13 protein-coding genes and 1 pseudogene are annotated in these 14,749 nt (G+C 59.6%); 3 read left to right on the forward strand and 11 right to left on the reverse strand.

The genetic code is table 11. The features are described from left to right. Positions 1 to 118: 118 nt before the first annotated feature. The 6 genes from AC1D35_RS25970 to AC1D35_RS25995 are packed head-to-tail and all read right to left on the reverse strand — an operon-like array spanning position 119 to position 6,460. On the reverse strand, positions 119 to 868 hold the full coding sequence (locus AC1D35_RS25970) for an ABC transporter ATP-binding protein (protein ID WP_113311990.1): 750 nt from the start codon (positions 866 to 868) through the stop codon (positions 119 to 121). Beyond that, positions 865 to 1,698, reverse strand: a complete 834-nt coding sequence (locus AC1D35_RS25975) for an ABC transporter ATP-binding protein (protein ID WP_113311989.1) — start codon at positions 1,696 to 1,698, stop codon at positions 865 to 867. The genes AC1D35_RS25970 and AC1D35_RS25975 overlap by 4 nt, the downstream gene beginning before the upstream one ends. Further along, the gene (locus AC1D35_RS25980) at positions 1,695 to 2,630 is read right to left on the reverse strand and encodes an ABC transporter permease (protein WP_113300761.1); all 936 of its coding nucleotides are present in this window, start codon (positions 2,628 to 2,630) and stop codon (positions 1,695 to 1,697) included. Before AC1D35_RS25980 ends, AC1D35_RS25975 begins: the two co-directional genes overlap by 4 nt. Beyond that, the gene (locus AC1D35_RS25985; RefSeq protein ID WP_113300762.1) at positions 2,627 to 3,694 is read right to left on the reverse strand and encodes an ABC transporter permease; all 1,068 of its coding nucleotides are present in this window, start codon (positions 3,692 to 3,694) and stop codon (positions 2,627 to 2,629) included. Before AC1D35_RS25985 ends, AC1D35_RS25980 begins: the two co-directional genes overlap by 4 nt. 21 nt (positions 3,695 to 3,715) lie before the next feature. Next, on the reverse strand, positions 3,716 to 5,356 hold the full coding sequence (locus AC1D35_RS25990; RefSeq protein WP_113311988.1) for an ABC transporter substrate-binding protein: 1,641 nt from the start codon (positions 5,354 to 5,356) through the stop codon (positions 3,716 to 3,718). 45 nt (positions 5,357 to 5,401) lie between these two features. Beyond that, positions 5,402 to 6,460, reverse strand: coding sequence for a dipeptidase (locus AC1D35_RS25995; protein ID WP_113311987.1), 1,059 nt, complete (start codon positions 6,458 to 6,460; stop codon positions 5,402 to 5,404). Between the two features lie 216 nt (positions 6,461 to 6,676). On the opposite strand from AC1D35_RS25995, the gene AC1D35_RS26000 reads away from it, so the two are divergent. Further along, positions 6,677 to 7,228, forward strand: a complete 552-nt coding sequence (locus AC1D35_RS26000; protein ID WP_113300765.1) for an NUDIX hydrolase — start codon at positions 6,677 to 6,679, stop codon at positions 7,226 to 7,228. A 56-nt stretch (positions 7,229 to 7,284) separates the two neighbouring features. Here AC1D35_RS26000 and AC1D35_RS26005 read toward each other — a convergent pair whose 3' ends face one another. The 3 genes from AC1D35_RS26005 to AC1D35_RS26015 form a co-directional block, all read right to left on the reverse strand. Next, entirely contained in the window at positions 7,285 to 8,310 is a 1,026-nt protein-coding gene (locus AC1D35_RS26005; RefSeq protein ID WP_477940743.1) for an ABC transporter permease, read from the reverse strand. A 33-nt stretch (positions 8,311 to 8,343) separates the two neighbouring features. Beyond that, the gene (locus AC1D35_RS26010) at positions 8,344 to 9,885 is read right to left on the reverse strand and encodes a sugar ABC transporter ATP-binding protein (RefSeq protein ID WP_113300767.1); all 1,542 of its coding nucleotides are present in this window, start codon (positions 9,883 to 9,885) and stop codon (positions 8,344 to 8,346) included. A 69-nt stretch (positions 9,886 to 9,954) separates the two neighbouring features. Beyond that, positions 9,955 to 10,884, reverse strand: coding sequence for a sugar ABC transporter substrate-binding protein (locus tag AC1D35_RS26015; protein WP_113300768.1), 930 nt, complete (start codon positions 10,882 to 10,884; stop codon positions 9,955 to 9,957). 388 nt (positions 10,885 to 11,272) lie between these two features. On the opposite strand from AC1D35_RS26015, the gene AC1D35_RS26020 reads away from it, so the two are divergent. Next, complete coding sequence (locus tag AC1D35_RS26020) at positions 11,273 to 11,776, forward strand: DUF1993 domain-containing protein (protein WP_113311986.1); 504 nt, start codon at positions 11,273 to 11,275, stop codon at positions 11,774 to 11,776. 6 nt (positions 11,777 to 11,782) lie between these two features. Here the strand turns inward: AC1D35_RS26020 and AC1D35_RS26025 are convergent, their stop codons facing one another. Continuing rightward, a complete protein-coding gene (locus tag AC1D35_RS26025) occupies positions 11,783 to 13,327 on the reverse strand; it encodes an alkaline phosphatase family protein (RefSeq protein ID WP_113311985.1) in 1,545 nt (514 codons plus the stop codon). After that, positions 13,305 to 14,288, reverse strand: coding sequence for a UDP-glucose 4-epimerase GalE (galE, locus tag AC1D35_RS26030; RefSeq protein ID WP_113311984.1), 984 nt, complete (start codon positions 14,286 to 14,288; stop codon positions 13,305 to 13,307). The genes AC1D35_RS26025 and galE overlap by 23 nt, the downstream gene beginning before the upstream one ends. 368 nt (positions 14,289 to 14,656) lie before the next feature. On the opposite strand from galE, the pseudogene AC1D35_RS26035 reads away from it, so the two are divergent. Further along, positions 14,657 to 14,749, forward strand: a pseudogene (locus AC1D35_RS26035) (ThuA domain-containing protein); the annotation flags it as partial.

Below are 14,749 nucleotides of genomic sequence, written 5' to 3' on the forward strand. Positions count from 1 at the left end.
ATCATGACAGAACCAAGGCAGCTGTCAATAGTCTAGTCGAATGGTCGTCTTTTAGGGAATCATTATCCTTAACGCCGTCGCTGCGCGAGATTTTTCAAAGGCTTGAAAACACTGGCTTTCAAGCTTTCACGAAACCTTTGCTGGCCACCATCAAATTTCGCGTGTAGTCCTCGTGAACGCTCCCGGCGGCAAGTTCGGCCGAGGTCAACCGTTCAACGACGGCACCGCCGCGCATCACCGCAAGCCTCTCGCACATGTGGGTGATGACCCCGAGATCGTGGCTGACCATAACGAAGGTGAGTTTCCGGTCCCGCCGAATCTGCTCCAGAAGATTGAGAACCTCTGCCTGGACGGAGGCATCGAGCGCCGAAGTCGGCTCATCGAGCAGCAGGATCGACGGTTCGACGATGAGAGCGCGGGCAATCGCCACACGCTGCCGTTGGCCACCGGAAAGCTGGTGCGGATAGCGGAAGCGGAAGCCGTTGCCGAGGCCGACTTCATCGAGCGCGCGGGCTATACGCTTCTCGCTGTCGCCGATAGCGTGGATGGCAAGCGGCTCCAGAAGCAGCCGATCAATGGTCTGACGCGGATGCAAAGAGCCATAAGGGTCCTGGAAAACCATCTGCACGCTCCGGTAGAAGCTTTTGCTGCGCTTGGAACCTTTAAGCACCTCACCATGGATGTGGATCGCCCCCTCGCTAACAGGTGCAAGCCCGGCAACGGTGCGCAGCAGCGTCGACTTGCCCGAGCCGGACTCGCCGACGAGACCGAAGGACTCACCGCCTTCAATCGAAACGCTCACATCCTTCAAGGCATGGAAATGGTCGTAGACGACGCCGAGATGGTCGACGGATAGAGCTGTGCTCATGCTGCCCACTCCGGCTTGCGGTCGAGAACCGGCAAAGGATGGCGGTTTTGGCCGATCTGCGGCATGCAATTGAGCAAGCCCTGCGTATAGGGATGCTTCGCATTGTGAAGCTCGGACGCGGCTATCTCTTCAACGATGCGGCCGGCATACATGACGATGACGCGGTCGCAGAAAGAGGAGACGAGCCTCAGATCATGGGAAACGAAGATCAGCCCCATGCCGCGTTCGGACACCAGCCGATCCATGATCCTGAGCACATCGAGCTGAACCGTAACGTCGAGCGCCGAAGTAGGCTCGTCGGCGATCAAAAGCTCCGGCCCGGCGATCAGCATCATGGCGATCATTGCGCGCTGGCCCATGCCGCCCGAAACCTCATGCGGATAGAGATCGAACACACGCTTGGGATCGCGGATCTGCACCGCTTCCAGCATGTCGAGCGCGCGGTCTTGCGCCTCGCCTCTGCCGACCCTCTCATGCGTGCGTAGCGTCTCGCAGATCTGCTTGCCGATGGTCATGACGGGATCGAGCGAATATTTCGGATCCTGCAGGATCATGGCGATGCGTTTTCCGCGCAGCTTGCGCCGCTCCGAGGCTGATGCCTTCGTCAGATCGAGGCCACTAAAATCCAGCGTGTCGGCGGTGACAACAGCGTGTTTCGGCGTCAGCCCCATTATGGCGCGGCCGGTCTGCGACTTGCCGGAGCCAGATTCGCCGACGATGCCGAGACGCTCCTTGCCGAGCGTGAAGGAGACGCCGCGCACGGCCTCGATGACGCCAGTGCGGGTCGGATAGCTGACGCGAAGGTTGTCGACGGTCAGAAGCGAACTCATTGGCCGGCCTCCTTCGGATCGAGCGCATCGCGCAGGCCGTCGCCCAGAAGGTTGAAGCCGAGGCTGACGACGAGGATGGCGATGCCGGGCATGGCGGCGACCCACCATTGGTCGAGGATGAAGCGGCGGCCGGAAGCGATCATCGCACCCCATTCCGGCAACGGCGGTTGTGCGCCGAGACCAAGGAAACCGAGGCCGGCCGCTGTCAGGATGATGCCCGCCATGTCGAGCGTCACGCGCACGATCAGCGAGGAGATGCAGAGCGGCATGACGTGCCGGACGATGATTCGTAGCGGCGAAGCCCCCATCAGCTTGACCGCCGAGATATAGTCGGACCGCCGGACGGTCAGCGTCTCGGCGCGGGCGATGCGCGCATAAGGCGGCCAGGAGGTGATGGCGATGGCGATGATGGCATTCTGGATGCCGGGGCCGAGGGCCGCGACGAAGGCAAGCGCCAGCACGAGCTTCGGAAAGGCAAGGAAGATATCGGTAATGCGCATCAGCGTCGCATCCACCCATCCGCCGGTATAGCCCGATACCGTACCGACGATGAGGCCGACCGGCGCAGAGATGACGGCGACCAGCACCACGACGAGCAGCGTCAGCCGCGAGCCATAGACCAGACGCGAGAAGATGTCGCGGCCCTGATCGTCGGTGCCGAGCAGGTAGCCGGTGCTGCCGGGCGGCAACAGGCGCGCATTCTTGAGATCGCCGACAACGGGATTGTGCGTGGCGATGACATTGGCAAAGGCGGCAATCAACAGCAGCGCCACGATGATCAGCAGGCCGACGACGGCGAGCCGGTTCGCAGTAAATTGCCGCCAGGTGATATAGGCGCGGCCCAGCCGGGCCTGCATGCGCGACTGCGGCCGATCGGACAGCAACCACTCGCGGCGGCTCAGGGGCATGGAAGGCGTGGTCGGAACCGTCATCGGTTTCGCGTCCTCGGGTCGAGTATCCGATAGAGAAGATCGGAGATAAGGTTGATGCCGACAAAGACCGTGCCGATGACGATCGTCCCGCCGAGCACGGCGTTCATATCGGCGTTTTGCAGCGAGTTGGTGATGTAAAGGCCGATGCCGGGCCAGGAGAAGACCGTCTCCGTCAGCACCGAGCCCTCAAGCAGGCCGGCATAGGAAAGCGCGATGACGGTCACGAGCGGCACCGCCGCGTTCCGCAAGGCATGGCCCCAGATCACCCGCGTCTCCGACAGGCCCTTGGCGCGGGCTGCCACCACATATTCCTGCGACAGCTCGTTCAGCATGAAGCTGCGGGTCATGCGGCTGATATAGGCGAGCGAGAAATAGCCAAGCAGCGAGGCCGGCAGGATGATGTGTCGGAAGACGTCATAGAAGACATCCCACTGCCCCTGCCACGCGCTGTCGAGGAGATAGAAACCGGTGACCGGCGTGAAACTGTATTCATAAACGATATCGATACGGCCGGGAAAGGCCACCCAACGCAGCTGCGCGTAGAAGATGACGAGCGAAATCAGCGCAAGCCAGAAGATCGGCACCGAATAGCCGACAAGACCGACGACACGCACAACCTGGTCGGCAATGCTGCCGCGGCGAACGGCGGCGAGCACGCCAAGCGGCACGCCGATGATGGAACCGATGATCGTGCCGACGGTGGCAAGCTCCAGAGTCGCCGGGAAAACGCGGCGAATATCGACCATGACCGGATTGGTGGTCAGGACGGAATTGCCGAAATCGCCCGATAGAATGCCTTTCAGATAGATGTAGAACTGTTCGTAGAGCGGTAGGTCGAAGCCCATCTCCCGGCGAACACGTTCCACGACATGGGTCGGCGCGCGATCGCCGAGAATGGCGAGCACGGGATCGATCGGCACGACTCGGCCGATGAAGAAAGTGACGGCCAGAAGACCGAGATAGGTGGTAGCGGCGGCGAAGAGGAAACGCCCCAGCGCCTTCGCAAAGGAGAGTGCACGGCCCTTGCGGGGCCGCGCTTCCTGTCTTGTTTCAATGATGCTCACGGGATCAGCCTGGCTGGCTCATCACTTCGCGATCGGGCCTACATAGTTCGTGTCGAAGCTAGGCCCCAGCTTGAAGTCGTTAAGGCTCTTGCGATAGCCGGCCACTTCGATCTGTTGGAAGATGATGACGAAGGGGCTGTTGGCCAGGAACTTCTTCTGGACATCCTCATACATGGCAGCGCGCTTGGCGGCGTCACGCTCGAGCAGGGCAGCCTTCGTCTCCTTGTCAAGCTCGGGCGCTTCCCACGTATTGCGCCATGCTAGCGTCTTCACCGTGCCCGCGTCGGAATTGTCCGGGTTGGAGGTAAAAGTATCGGCGTTTGAGTTCGGATCGAAATAGTCCGATCCCCACTGGCCGATATACATGTCGTGGGTGCGGGCGCGGAACTTCGTCAGCGTCTGCTTGCCGTCGCCGGGGATGATTTCCATTTTCACGCCGGCCTGGGCGAGCGTCTGCTGGATGGATTCGGCAATGCCGGTGACCGGCTGGGTGTTGCGTACATCCATAGTGACGGAGAAGCCATCCGGCAGGCCAGCCTTGGCAAGCAATTCCTTCGCCTTGGCGACGTCGAGCTTGTAAGGCGTGTCGTTCAGCGCACCGAGCTGACCGGTCGGCAGGAAAGTCTGATGGATCTCGCCGATGCCCTTGATGAGGGTTGCGCCGATCGCATCGTAATCGACCAGATACTTGAAGGCTTCCTGGACCTCAGGCTTCTTCAGGTTCTCGTTCTTGCTGTTGAGGCTGACGTAATAGACCGTGCTCTTCGGTGCGCTGGTGGTCGCCAGATCCTCATTCTTGGAAACGGCGTCGAGATCACCAGGCTCGAGGTTGCGGGCGATATCGATATCACCGGCCTCCAGCGCCAGGCGCTGGGCAGAGCTTTCCTTCATGTAGCGGTAGATGACGCGGTTAAGCTTCGCCTTATCGCCGTAATAATTGTCGTTACGCTCCAGGACGACGACTTCGTTGGCGCGCCACTCACGCAGCTTGTAGGTACCGGAGCCGGCATAACCCGTCTTCAGCCATTCATTGCCGAAATCGTTGTCGTACTTGTGGTCGGCATCGACGGTCACCGGCTTCACGTGATCGAGAACCAGCTTCTTGTCGACGACGGAGGCAACGGTTGCTGTCAGGCAATTCAGCACGAAGCTCGGCGCATAAGGCTTGTCGACGGTGAAGGTGAAGGTGGCCGGATCGACAGCCTTTGCCTTTTCGGTCACGTTGTCGCCGGTCAGGCCGAATTGGGTGAGAATGAAGGCTGGGCTCTTGTCGAGCTTGACGGCGCGTTCGAAGGACCAGGCAACGTCTTCGGCGGTGATCGGGTTGCCGGAAGCAAACTTCAGGTCCGGTTTCAGCTTGAATGTATAAGTCAGGCCGTCATCGGAAACGGTCCAGCTGTCGGCGAGGTCGCCCTTGATCTTCGACGTATCGTTCATGTCGAGACGAACGAGCAGACTATAGGTGTTGCTGGTAACCTCAGCTGTCGAAAGCTCGAAAGCCTCGCCCGGATCCATCGAGATGATATCGTCGATGGCAAAACCTTCGACGAGCGTATCCTTCGGCGTCTCTGCAAAGGCAGCAGGTGCCGCCACCATCAGGAGCGAAAGGGCAGCCCCGGCGGAAAGAAGGCGGAAGCTGCGGTTCAGTTTGGTAATCATCATGGTCTGTTCCCCTGTTTTTGATTGATTACAAAGTGTTATTTGGTTTCAGACGTCCTCTTCCCTCCACGCCGAAGCCAGGATGCGAAGCCAGTTTTCGCTGGCCATCTTCGCCAGTTCCTCCCCACCATAGCCAGCTTGCCGAAGAGCGACAATCAGCTTTTGATTACCGGCAGCATCGCCGATTTCCTCCGGAATGGTAGCGCCGTCGAAGTCCGAACCGAGCGCCACGCAATCGATTCCGACCCGGTTCACGAGGTAGTCGATATGCCTGACCATGTCGGAAAGCGGCGTGGCGACGTCGGAACGGCCGTCCGCCCGCAACATCGCGGTGGCATAATTCACGCCGACGAGACCGCGGCTTTCGCGGATCGCATCGAGCTGCCTGTCGGTGAGGTTGCGCGCGACCGGTGTCAGCGCATGGACGTTGGAATGGCTTGCCACGAGCGGCTGGTCGCTCGTCTTCGCTACGTCCCAGAAACCCTTTTCGGTGATATGGGCGAGGTCGATCATGATGCCGAGACGGTTGCACTCGCGCACCAGCGCGAACCCGGCCTCCGTCAGGCCAGGCGCCGTATCCGGCGAGCTTGGGAAGGCGAAGGGCACGCCATGGCCGAAAATATTGTGGCGGCTCCAKACTGGGCCGAGCGAGCGCAGGCCGGCCGCATGGAAGACTTCGAGCGCAGCAAGATCGGCGCCGATCGGCTCGCAGCCTTCGATATGCATGACGGCAGCGAAAATGCCCTCCGCCATCGCCTTGCGGATGTCCTTCACCGAGCGGCAGAGCCGCCAGGCACCGGCACGGTCGAGCCTGAGCGCGATCGCTGCCATTTCTGTGCCGATCGCAAGCGACGGCAGTGGATCGAGAGGAGCGGCAAGCCGCGTCGCGTAATGGCCGTTCGCATCGGGATCGGCAAAGACCAGATCGCCCGATGGAATATAGATGGCGCAGAGGCCGCCCGCCAGACCACCCGCCTTCGCACGGGGAGCATCTATATGGCCTGCCGTCGTGCCGTTGGCGAATTCCGCAATCGGATCGCTTCCGTCTTTCGCATGTGTCCAGAGCCGAAGGAGAACGTCGTTGTGGCCGTCGAATACGAGTTGCATTTGTCTTCCTGCGCTGCCCGAACGGGCGGGTCGAAGCGGCAAGAATAGAAAAGCTGACAGAAAGCGCCACCTATTTTTTCACCTATGCGCAATATGGATGCACTGCAATTTCTTGATGCAGAAAGTGGTGAAATCGGCAATGTCTTCGTGATTTGCGCTCCGCCGGCCTAATCTCGGCGGAATGCCCTTTTTGCCAACGATCCCAAAGGCATCAATATGGATCAAGAAATTCTCGACGGCCTTACTCGGCAATACCCGAATGTTCGATTGACCGGCGCCGATCAACCATTATCGGAGGCCGATTTTCAGGCGCAGAAACACAAGCATTTTTCCCGCCGGGCGTTGGGTGGAGCGATCGGCATCATCAGCAACGCCAAAGGCGAGATCGTCTTGGTCAAGCGAAGCGGTATGCATGCAGGCTGGGCTCTGCCCGGCGGAACGGTCGAAGAAGGCGAGGATTTCTCGGTCGCCTTTCGACGTGAGATAGTCGAAGAGATCGGCGTGTCTCTGGATGTGCCTTATCTGACCGAAGTTGAGCGGAAAAAGTTTATCTCACCACAAGGCGAAACCTTCGACTTCCTTCTCGCCGTCTTTGAAGCCCGGATGCATGAGGAAGAACTCCCGGAGCCAACAGATGATGCTGTCGCGGAAGGACTGGAAGCCTGCCTCTTCTACCCGGCGGAAATTCCTTCCGAGATGATTTTGGGTGATCGCGAGAAACTCACACGGTATTTGAGAAAATCGGAAACCGGGGATCCATCGCCCTGACGACGGGCATTCCATATCTAAGTCAGTGAAAAGGGGCCGAAGCCCCCTTTTCCGGATCAGTGCTTGGACCGTTTCTTCTGCCTGTAGACGTCGACCACGACGGCAGCGACGATGATCACGCCTTTGACGATCTCCTGATAGTAGGCATCGACGCGCAGGAAGGTGAAGCCCGAGGTCATTACTCCGAGAATGACCGTGCCGATGACCGTGCCGGTAATTCGCCCGACGCCGCCGGTGAGCGACGTGCCACCGATGACGGTCGCTGCGATCGCATCGAGTTCATAACCGACGCCCATGCTCGCCTGTGCGGTTTCAGCGCGCGCCGCCGTGACGATACCGGCAAGGCCGGCCAGCAATCCCGCGATCACATAGACCTTGACGAGATGCGCCTCGATATTGATGCCGGAAACGCGCGCCGCCTGGGGATTGGCGCCGATGGCATAGGTGAACTTCCCATAGCGGGTGTAGCGGAGCGCAATGTGGAAGATCAGAGCCACGACCAGGAAGACGACAACCGGCCATGCTTTCGTTCCGATGAAATGAAACTGCTCGGTGATCCCGGAGACCGGTTGTCCCTTCGTGTACCACTTCGCCACGCCCCTCGCAGAAACGAACATTCCAAGCGTTGCGATGAACGGCGGGATCTTCGTGTAGGCGATGAGCGCGCCGTTCACGAGACCGGCTGTCGCCCCGATCAGCAGGCCTACGACGATCGGCACGAAAGCAGGCAGGTCCGTCAGCGAGGGAAAGACGGCCCTTCCCCAGGTGGAGGACTGGGCAAAGCTTGTTGCAATCATCGCCGTCATGCCGACGACCGAGCCCGACGAAAGATCTATGCCGCCGGTTATGATGACCTGCGTGACGCCGACGGCGATGATGCCGATGACGGAGACCTGCAGGATCATGATCGTCAGGCGCTGCGAATTCACGAGGAAGCTCTGGCCGATGAAGATCCAGCCGAGGATTTCATACACGAGCGCGATACCGACAAGCACCAGGAATATGCTCAGTTCCGGCGGCATGCGTCGTCGCCTTTGTYGGGTTGCGAGCGGAGCCGTGCCCTCTGCTGCCTTGGTTGTCATGTCAAACCTCCCTTGGACGGGTGCTGGAGCGCATCACTGCGCAGCCAGTTCCATCACCTTGATCTGCGTTGCTTCGTCGCGATTGAGGAAACCGGTCACGCGCCCCTCGTGCATGACCATGATGCGGTCGCTCATGCCGAGCACCTCAGGCATTTCCGACGAGATCATGATGACCGCGACGCCATTGCGCGCCATTTCAGTGACCAGCCTGTGAATTTCAGCCTTGGCGCCGACATCGATGCCGCGTGTCGGTTCATCGAGAATCAGGATCTTCGGATTGGTGAGCAGCCATCGTCCGATCAGCACCTTCTGCTGATTGCCGCCTGAAAGGTTCTCTACACGCTCGTAAAGGTTGGGCGTCTTCACCCGCAGCTTTTTCGCCATGTCTTCACAGGTCGCCTCGACCGCGCGCTGTTGCACGAAACCGCCCTTGACGTATCTGTCCTGCAGGACAGCGATCTGCATGTTCTCGAGAATATCGAGGATCAGCAGGCAGCCCGTATCTTTCCGATCCTCGGTCAGGAACGCCATTTGGTGACGAATGGCGGCAGTCGGCGAAGAAATCGTCACGGGCTTGCCAAAGAGCTCGATCGTGCCGGAGCTTGCCGGCGTTACACCGAAAAGCGTTTCGGCGACATTCGAACGCCCGGAGCCGACCAATCCTGCCACACCGAGAATCTCGCCGGCTCTCACTTCGAAGGAGACGTCGCGGAAGACCCTGTTGAGACAGAGGTCCTTGACGGAAAGCACGACCTCCCCGATCGGTACCTCCTCCTTGGGGAACATCTGCGTGATCTCGCGCCCGACCATCATACGGATGATGTCGTCGCGGGTGACCTCGGTCGAGGCATGCGTACCGATATACCGGCCGTCGCGGAACACAGAAAACTCGTCGGCGATCTCGAAGAGCTCGTTCATCTTGTGGGTGATGTAGACGATGCCGATGCCCTGGGCTCTGAGATCGCGGATGATGCGGAAAAGATGCTCGACTTCACGCTCCGTCAGCGCCGAAGTCGGCTCGTCCATGATGAGCACGTCGGAATTATAGGAAACCGCCTTGGCAATCTCGACCATTTGCCGGCTGGCGACGGAGAGGTATCGGACTTCGATCTCGGGATCGATCGCAATATTGAGCCGGGCAAAAAGCTCCTCGGTCATGCGGTGCATCCGGCCGTGATCGACGAAACCGAAACGGTTCTTCGGTTCGCGGCGTATCCAGATATTTTCAGCCACCGTCATGAACGGCATCAGGTTCAGCTCCTGATGGATCATCGCGATACCGTTTTCCAGCGCGTCGAGCGGAGAGTTCAGCTGGATTTCGACCCCTTTCAGCCGAATCTCGCCTTTGTCGGGCGTATAGATGCCAGCCAGGATCTTCATCAATGTCGATTTGCCGGCGCCGTTTTCACCCATCAGCGCATGCACGGAGGCGCGCTTCAGGCGAAACTGCACGTCATCAAGTGCGACGACACCCGGAAACTCCTTGCGAACGCCCTCGGCGCTCAAGAGATATTCCGCATTCGGAATTGCACCGCTCGCGCGAACGGCAGCCATGGTTGTCGGGCTGACGGCCATAAGATCTCCTCCGGATACGGGCAGGTGAAAGGGACGCGGGCTTTACCCGCATCCCTCCTGGCGTTCGCCTCAGTTCTTGGCGACAAAATCCTTGACGTTGTCAGGCGTCACGAGCTGGAAGGGAATGTAGACCTTCTTCTCGACCTTCTCGCCCTTGGCGAGCTTGAGCGCCGCATCGAGCGAGCCCTTGCCCTGGCCGGCGGCATCCTGGAACACCGTCACATCGAGATCGCCTGCCTGCATGGCCGCAAGTGCGTCCTGCGTGGCGTCGACACCGCCAACGACGACCTTGGTCATGTCCTTGCCAGCCGCCTTCAACGCCTGGATGGCGCCGATCGCCATTTCGTCGTTGTTGGAGATGACGGCATCGAATTCAATGCCGCTGGACAGCCAGTTCGTCATCAGGTCGGAGCCCTGGGTACGATCCCAGTTCGCCGTCTGCTCTTCGACGATTTCCAGGCCCTTGCACTCGTCGGTCTTGATGACGTCATGGACGTCCTGGGTGCGCATGCGGGCGGCCTGATTGGAAAGCTCGCCCATGATAACGACGGCCTTGCCCTTGCCACCGAGAATGCGGCAGATTTCCTTCGTCTCCAGCGTGCCGGATTCCTGCTCGTTGGATGCGACGAAAGCCTGCTTGTCCGGCAGCGTATCGACATTGACCGGCTGACGGTTGACGTAAACCAGCGGAATGCCGGCATCTGCCGCAAGCTTCGACATTGCCGTCGTCGCATCGGTATCGACAGGGTTGACGATGATTGCGTCGACCTTGGAAGCGATGAAATTCTGGATCTGACTCTGCTGCTTGGAAACGTCGTTCTGTGCGTCTTCGACCTGCAGCGTCACGCCGCTCAAGGTCTTCGCATAATCTGTCATGCCGTTGCGCAGAACGGTCAGGAAGTTGTCGTCGAACTTGGCCATTGAAACGCCGACGGTTTCCGCATGTGCGGCCGTCGACAGGACGAGCGCCATTGCGGTGCTCAGGATGAACTTCTTCATGTGTATTCCCTCCACAAAGCGGTGCCCGGCTGCACCCTCCTCACGCCGGGGCCTTGGACATCCGTCCGCAGGCCTCAATCCCGCGCTGCCTCTCCCGTGGCAGCTCCGCCAAAACGGAACAAACAAACCGTAAAATTTGTTTTGCGGAATATTCATTCCATTTTATCGAAACGGCGTCAAGCCTCTTTGCCGTTTTCGGGCACCATCGCTGGAGGAAGCCGTCGCCAACAGCGATTTGGCGTGATCGGCCCGTTGCAATCCGGCCATGATGGCAGAGGAACCGTCACAGACACTTATTGTGAAAGCCGTAGAGATCCCCATCTAGTCGGAGCCCAGAACGGCTTGCGCACACCGGCCGTTTATTTGAAGATTTTTGGAGACAGAACAAATGTCCATCTCGATGTATCGCCTCACCGTTCCCATGTTCCAGCGCGGCATTGCCAGCCTGAAAACCTATCTCGATAAGGCGGAAGCCTATGCCGTGGAAAAGAAGATCGACCCCGCCATTCTTGTAAACGCGCGGCTGGCACCGGATATGCTGCCGCTTTCCGGCCAGTACCAGCGTGCCAGTGACAGCGCCAAGTTTGCGCTCGCCCGCCTGACGGCAACCGAAGCGCCTAAATTCGAGGACAATGAAACGACGATCGCCGAATTGCGCGAACGTATGGCGAAAACCGAAGCCTATCTCGCCGGCTTCTCTTCAGAGGCTCTGGAAGGAAGCGACGTCAAGGATATCACCGTGCCAGGCCGCAACGGCTCGGTTGTTCCCGGCCTCGAATACATCGCCCTCTTCGCATTGCCGAATTTCTATTTCCACGTGACGACGGCACATGCCATCCTGCGCAACCAGGGTGCACCCGTTGGCAAGCGGGATTTCCTCGGAAACTTCTGAGCCTGATCAGGGCCGGTGCGTCACCGGCCCTTTTTCCGTCAGTTCGGTATAGGCAAGCGTTTGATCGAGATGCCGCGCCCGAAGCGACAGCAGCCGTTCTGCATAACCGAGCCTTACCGACGCATAGGCCGGATCGTCAGCGATGTTGCGCAGTTCCATCGGATCCGTGACCAGATCGAAGAGCAGCGTCGGCAATGCGGCGAAATGCACGTATTTGAACCGCTTGTCCCGGATGACGGCGAGGTTCAATTCGTTCGACCCAAGGCCGAAATGCCGCTCCGTTTCGCCATGGGCGATGTCGCGGAAATCGAATTCCCAGAAGGCCGCATCCCGCCACCTCTGTGCCTTGCCGCCATCAAGGAAAGGCGCAAGCGAGTGCCCGTCGATGCCGTTAGCAGGCGCGATCCCAAGCCGATCGCAGAGCGTAGGGAACACATCGGCAGCGCTGGTGAAATCATCAACGATACCACCGGCTGCGGCCCCGCTGGGATCTCGGATGACGAGCGGAATATGATAGCTGCCGTCGAAATAGCCGCCTTTTCCGAGCGTCCAGTGATCGCCCGCCATCTCCGCGTGATCGGAGGTGAAGACGACGATCGTGTTATCCCATTCACCGGCATCCTTCACTGCTTGCCAGATGCGACCGAGCTGATCGTCCACTTCAGCGATCATGCCATAGTAGATCGACCGGACAGCATCGAAATCGGCAGCATTCCAGTCGCTGAGCGGCCCTTCAGCCCCATGGATGAAACTGCCCTTGCCAGCACGCGGCATGGCATAGGCGAGATAGGGATGGCTGCGCTGTTCCGTTTCGCGGTCTGTCCCACGCGCAAAGGCCGGACCTTCACCTGGTTTGAACATCCGGTTGAACGGCTCCGGCACAGAGAAAGGCGGATGCGGCCGCAGGAAAGAAATATGCGCGAACCACGGTGCGTCCTGCTCGCCCATCCAGCGGATGAATTCGCCGGTCAGGAAGGCCGTCTGTGTCTCTTCGCGTGAATAGACGGGAGCCCCGTTGGAAATTTCCCCGGCCGCGGCACCCACCGGAATATGGATATCGCGGCTGACAGCGCCGGTGCGACCGCGCGAGCGCAGCCAGGAAAGCCACTGTCTCTCATGTTCGGGCAGGAGCTGGCGAACTGTGAAGCCGGGCAGCACGCCTTCATAGGTCGTCAGATGTGGATCATTGGCGTCCATTTCCCGCGGATCGGGCGCCGTATCGGTATAGCCGAACAGCGTCGGATCATAACCTGCCCGCCTTGCCGCCAGCGCCAGATTATCGAACCGCCGGTCGAGCGGCGATCCGTTCCGGCAGACGCGGTGGTTCATCTGGTAGAGGCCGGTATAAAGTGTCGCGCGCGCCGGCGAGCAGGGAGCAGCCCCGGCATAATGCCGCCGGAAGAGCGTCCCCTCTTTCGCCAGAGCGTCCACAGCAGGCGTCCTGACGCAGGCGTGCCCCACAGCCGAGAGGCAATCGCCGCGCCATTGATCCGCAGTGATGATGAGAACGTTGGGCTTCGGCCCGCGTTCAGTGCTGATTTGATCTCGCATGCCAGTTCCAGGCCGACTGGATGATCTGCGAGAGATCATACTGCGGCACCCAGCCCAGTATGTCCCGCGCCTTGTCGTTATTGGCGACCAGTGTGTGCGAATCGCCTTCACGACGACCGATATACTCGACGGGGAACGGCTTGTTGGAAACGTCTTCGATGGCGCCCAGCAATTCCTTCACCGTGGTGCCGGTGCCGGTGCCGAGGTTCAGCGCAACGGAATCTCCACCCTTCAGGAGATATTCGACGGCGCGCACATGCGCATCGGCAAGATCCAAAACGTGGATGTAATCGCGCACGCAGGTGCCGTCGCGCGTCTCATAATCGCTGCCGAACACCTTGAAGCCCTGGCGGCGGCCCAGCGCCGCATCGATCGCCAGCGGGATGGCATGCGTTTCCGGCTGGTGCCATTCGCCGATACGGCCCTCGAAATCGGCGCCGGCGGCATTGAAATAGCGCAGCACGACGGAGCGAAGACTCTTGTACTGGTCGTAATCGGCAAGCGCCTGCTCGACGATGTACTTGGTGCGTCCGTAGGGATTGATCGGCACCTGACGGTGCGTCTCGTCGAGCGGCACGCTCTGCGGCAGACCATAGGTCGCGCAGGTGGAAGAGAAGACGAACGCATTGATGCCGGCTGCCTGCGCCGCCGACAAGAGCGTCAGCGTGCCAATGACATTGTTCTCGTAGAAGGAGACCGGATCCTTGACCGACTCACCGACTTCGATCAGCGCCGCAAAATGCAGGATTGCCGACGGCTTGTGTTTTGCCAGCACCTCATCGAGCCGGGCGCGATCGCGAATATCGCCCTCTTCCGCCGGTCCCCATTTGACGAATTCGCGATGGCCGTTGGAGAAATTATCGAAGACGACGGGCGTGTAGCCCTTGTTCGCCAGATCGAGACACGTATGCGAGCCGATATAACCAGCGCCACCGACCACAAGAACCGTTTCACCTGCCATGCATTTCACCTCTTACAAGCCACAGATGCACGGACATTAGCCAAGTTACACGTCAGTAAAAAGTTATCTCGGTTACATATCTGCAAAAAGAAGAAGATTAGAGATGTCTTTCATACGAAATGCGCCTGCTTACAGGACGATTGCGTTGCCGGCCCCATCGAAAACCGGCGTGCACCGAGTCGCCGGCAGGTCCGCCGGTACGGCTTCCACGTCGAAGACATTCATTATATCGCTGGCGTCATCGGCAATGAACGCTGCCGTTTCGGTCTTTTAGTGGTCGAAGAGATCGCGCGACATCTGGCAGACGAGCCGTTGCGCTATAGTGTTACCGTCGAAAGCCTGCTTAATTCGTAACCAGGGGAGGAAATATGAGAAAGGCGATCATCGTCTGGGGCGGCTGGTCGGGCCACGAGCCGGAACCCTGCGCCAACATCGTTGGCGAGTTGCTGCGCGAGGACGGC

It is taken from the genome of Rhizobium sp. P1_E6, from assembly GCF_056405875.1.

What these genes read in the sequence shown, in the direction of transcription:
- AC1D35_RS26025 (WP_113311985.1), bottom strand. Translation starts at nt 13,327, where the DNA reads ATGCGAGATCAAATCAGCACTGAACGCGGGCCGAAGCCCAACGTTCTC.
- AC1D35_RS26020 (WP_113311986.1), top strand. Translation starts at nt 11,273, where the DNA reads ATGTCCATCTCGATGTATCGCCTCACCGTTCCCATGTTCCAGCGCGGC.
- AC1D35_RS26010 (WP_113300767.1), bottom strand. Translation starts at nt 9,885, where the DNA reads ATGGCCGTCAGCCCGACAACCATGGCTGCCGTTCGCGCGAGCGGTGCA.
- AC1D35_RS25975 (WP_113311989.1), bottom strand. Translation starts at nt 1,698, where the DNA reads ATGAGTTCGCTTCTGACCGTCGACAACCTTCGCGTCAGCTATCCGACC.
- AC1D35_RS25990 (WP_113311988.1), bottom strand. Translation starts at nt 5,356, where the DNA reads ATGATGATTACCAAACTGAACCGCAGCTTCCGCCTTCTTTCCGCCGGG.
- AC1D35_RS25970 (WP_113311990.1), bottom strand. Translation starts at nt 868, where the DNA reads ATGAGCACAGCTCTATCCGTCGACCATCTCGGCGTCGTCTACGACCAT.
- AC1D35_RS26000 (WP_113300765.1), top strand. Translation starts at nt 6,677, where the DNA reads ATGGATCAAGAAATTCTCGACGGCCTTACTCGGCAATACCCGAATGTT.
- AC1D35_RS26015 (WP_113300768.1), bottom strand. Translation starts at nt 10,884, where the DNA reads ATGAAGAAGTTCATCCTGAGCACCGCAATGGCGCTCGTCCTGTCGACG.
- galE (WP_113311984.1), bottom strand. Translation starts at nt 14,288, where the DNA reads ATGGCAGGTGAAACGGTTCTTGTGGTCGGTGGCGCTGGTTATATCGGC.
- AC1D35_RS25980 (WP_113300761.1), bottom strand. Translation starts at nt 2,630, where the DNA reads ATGACGGTTCCGACCACGCCTTCCATGCCCCTGAGCCGCCGCGAGTGG.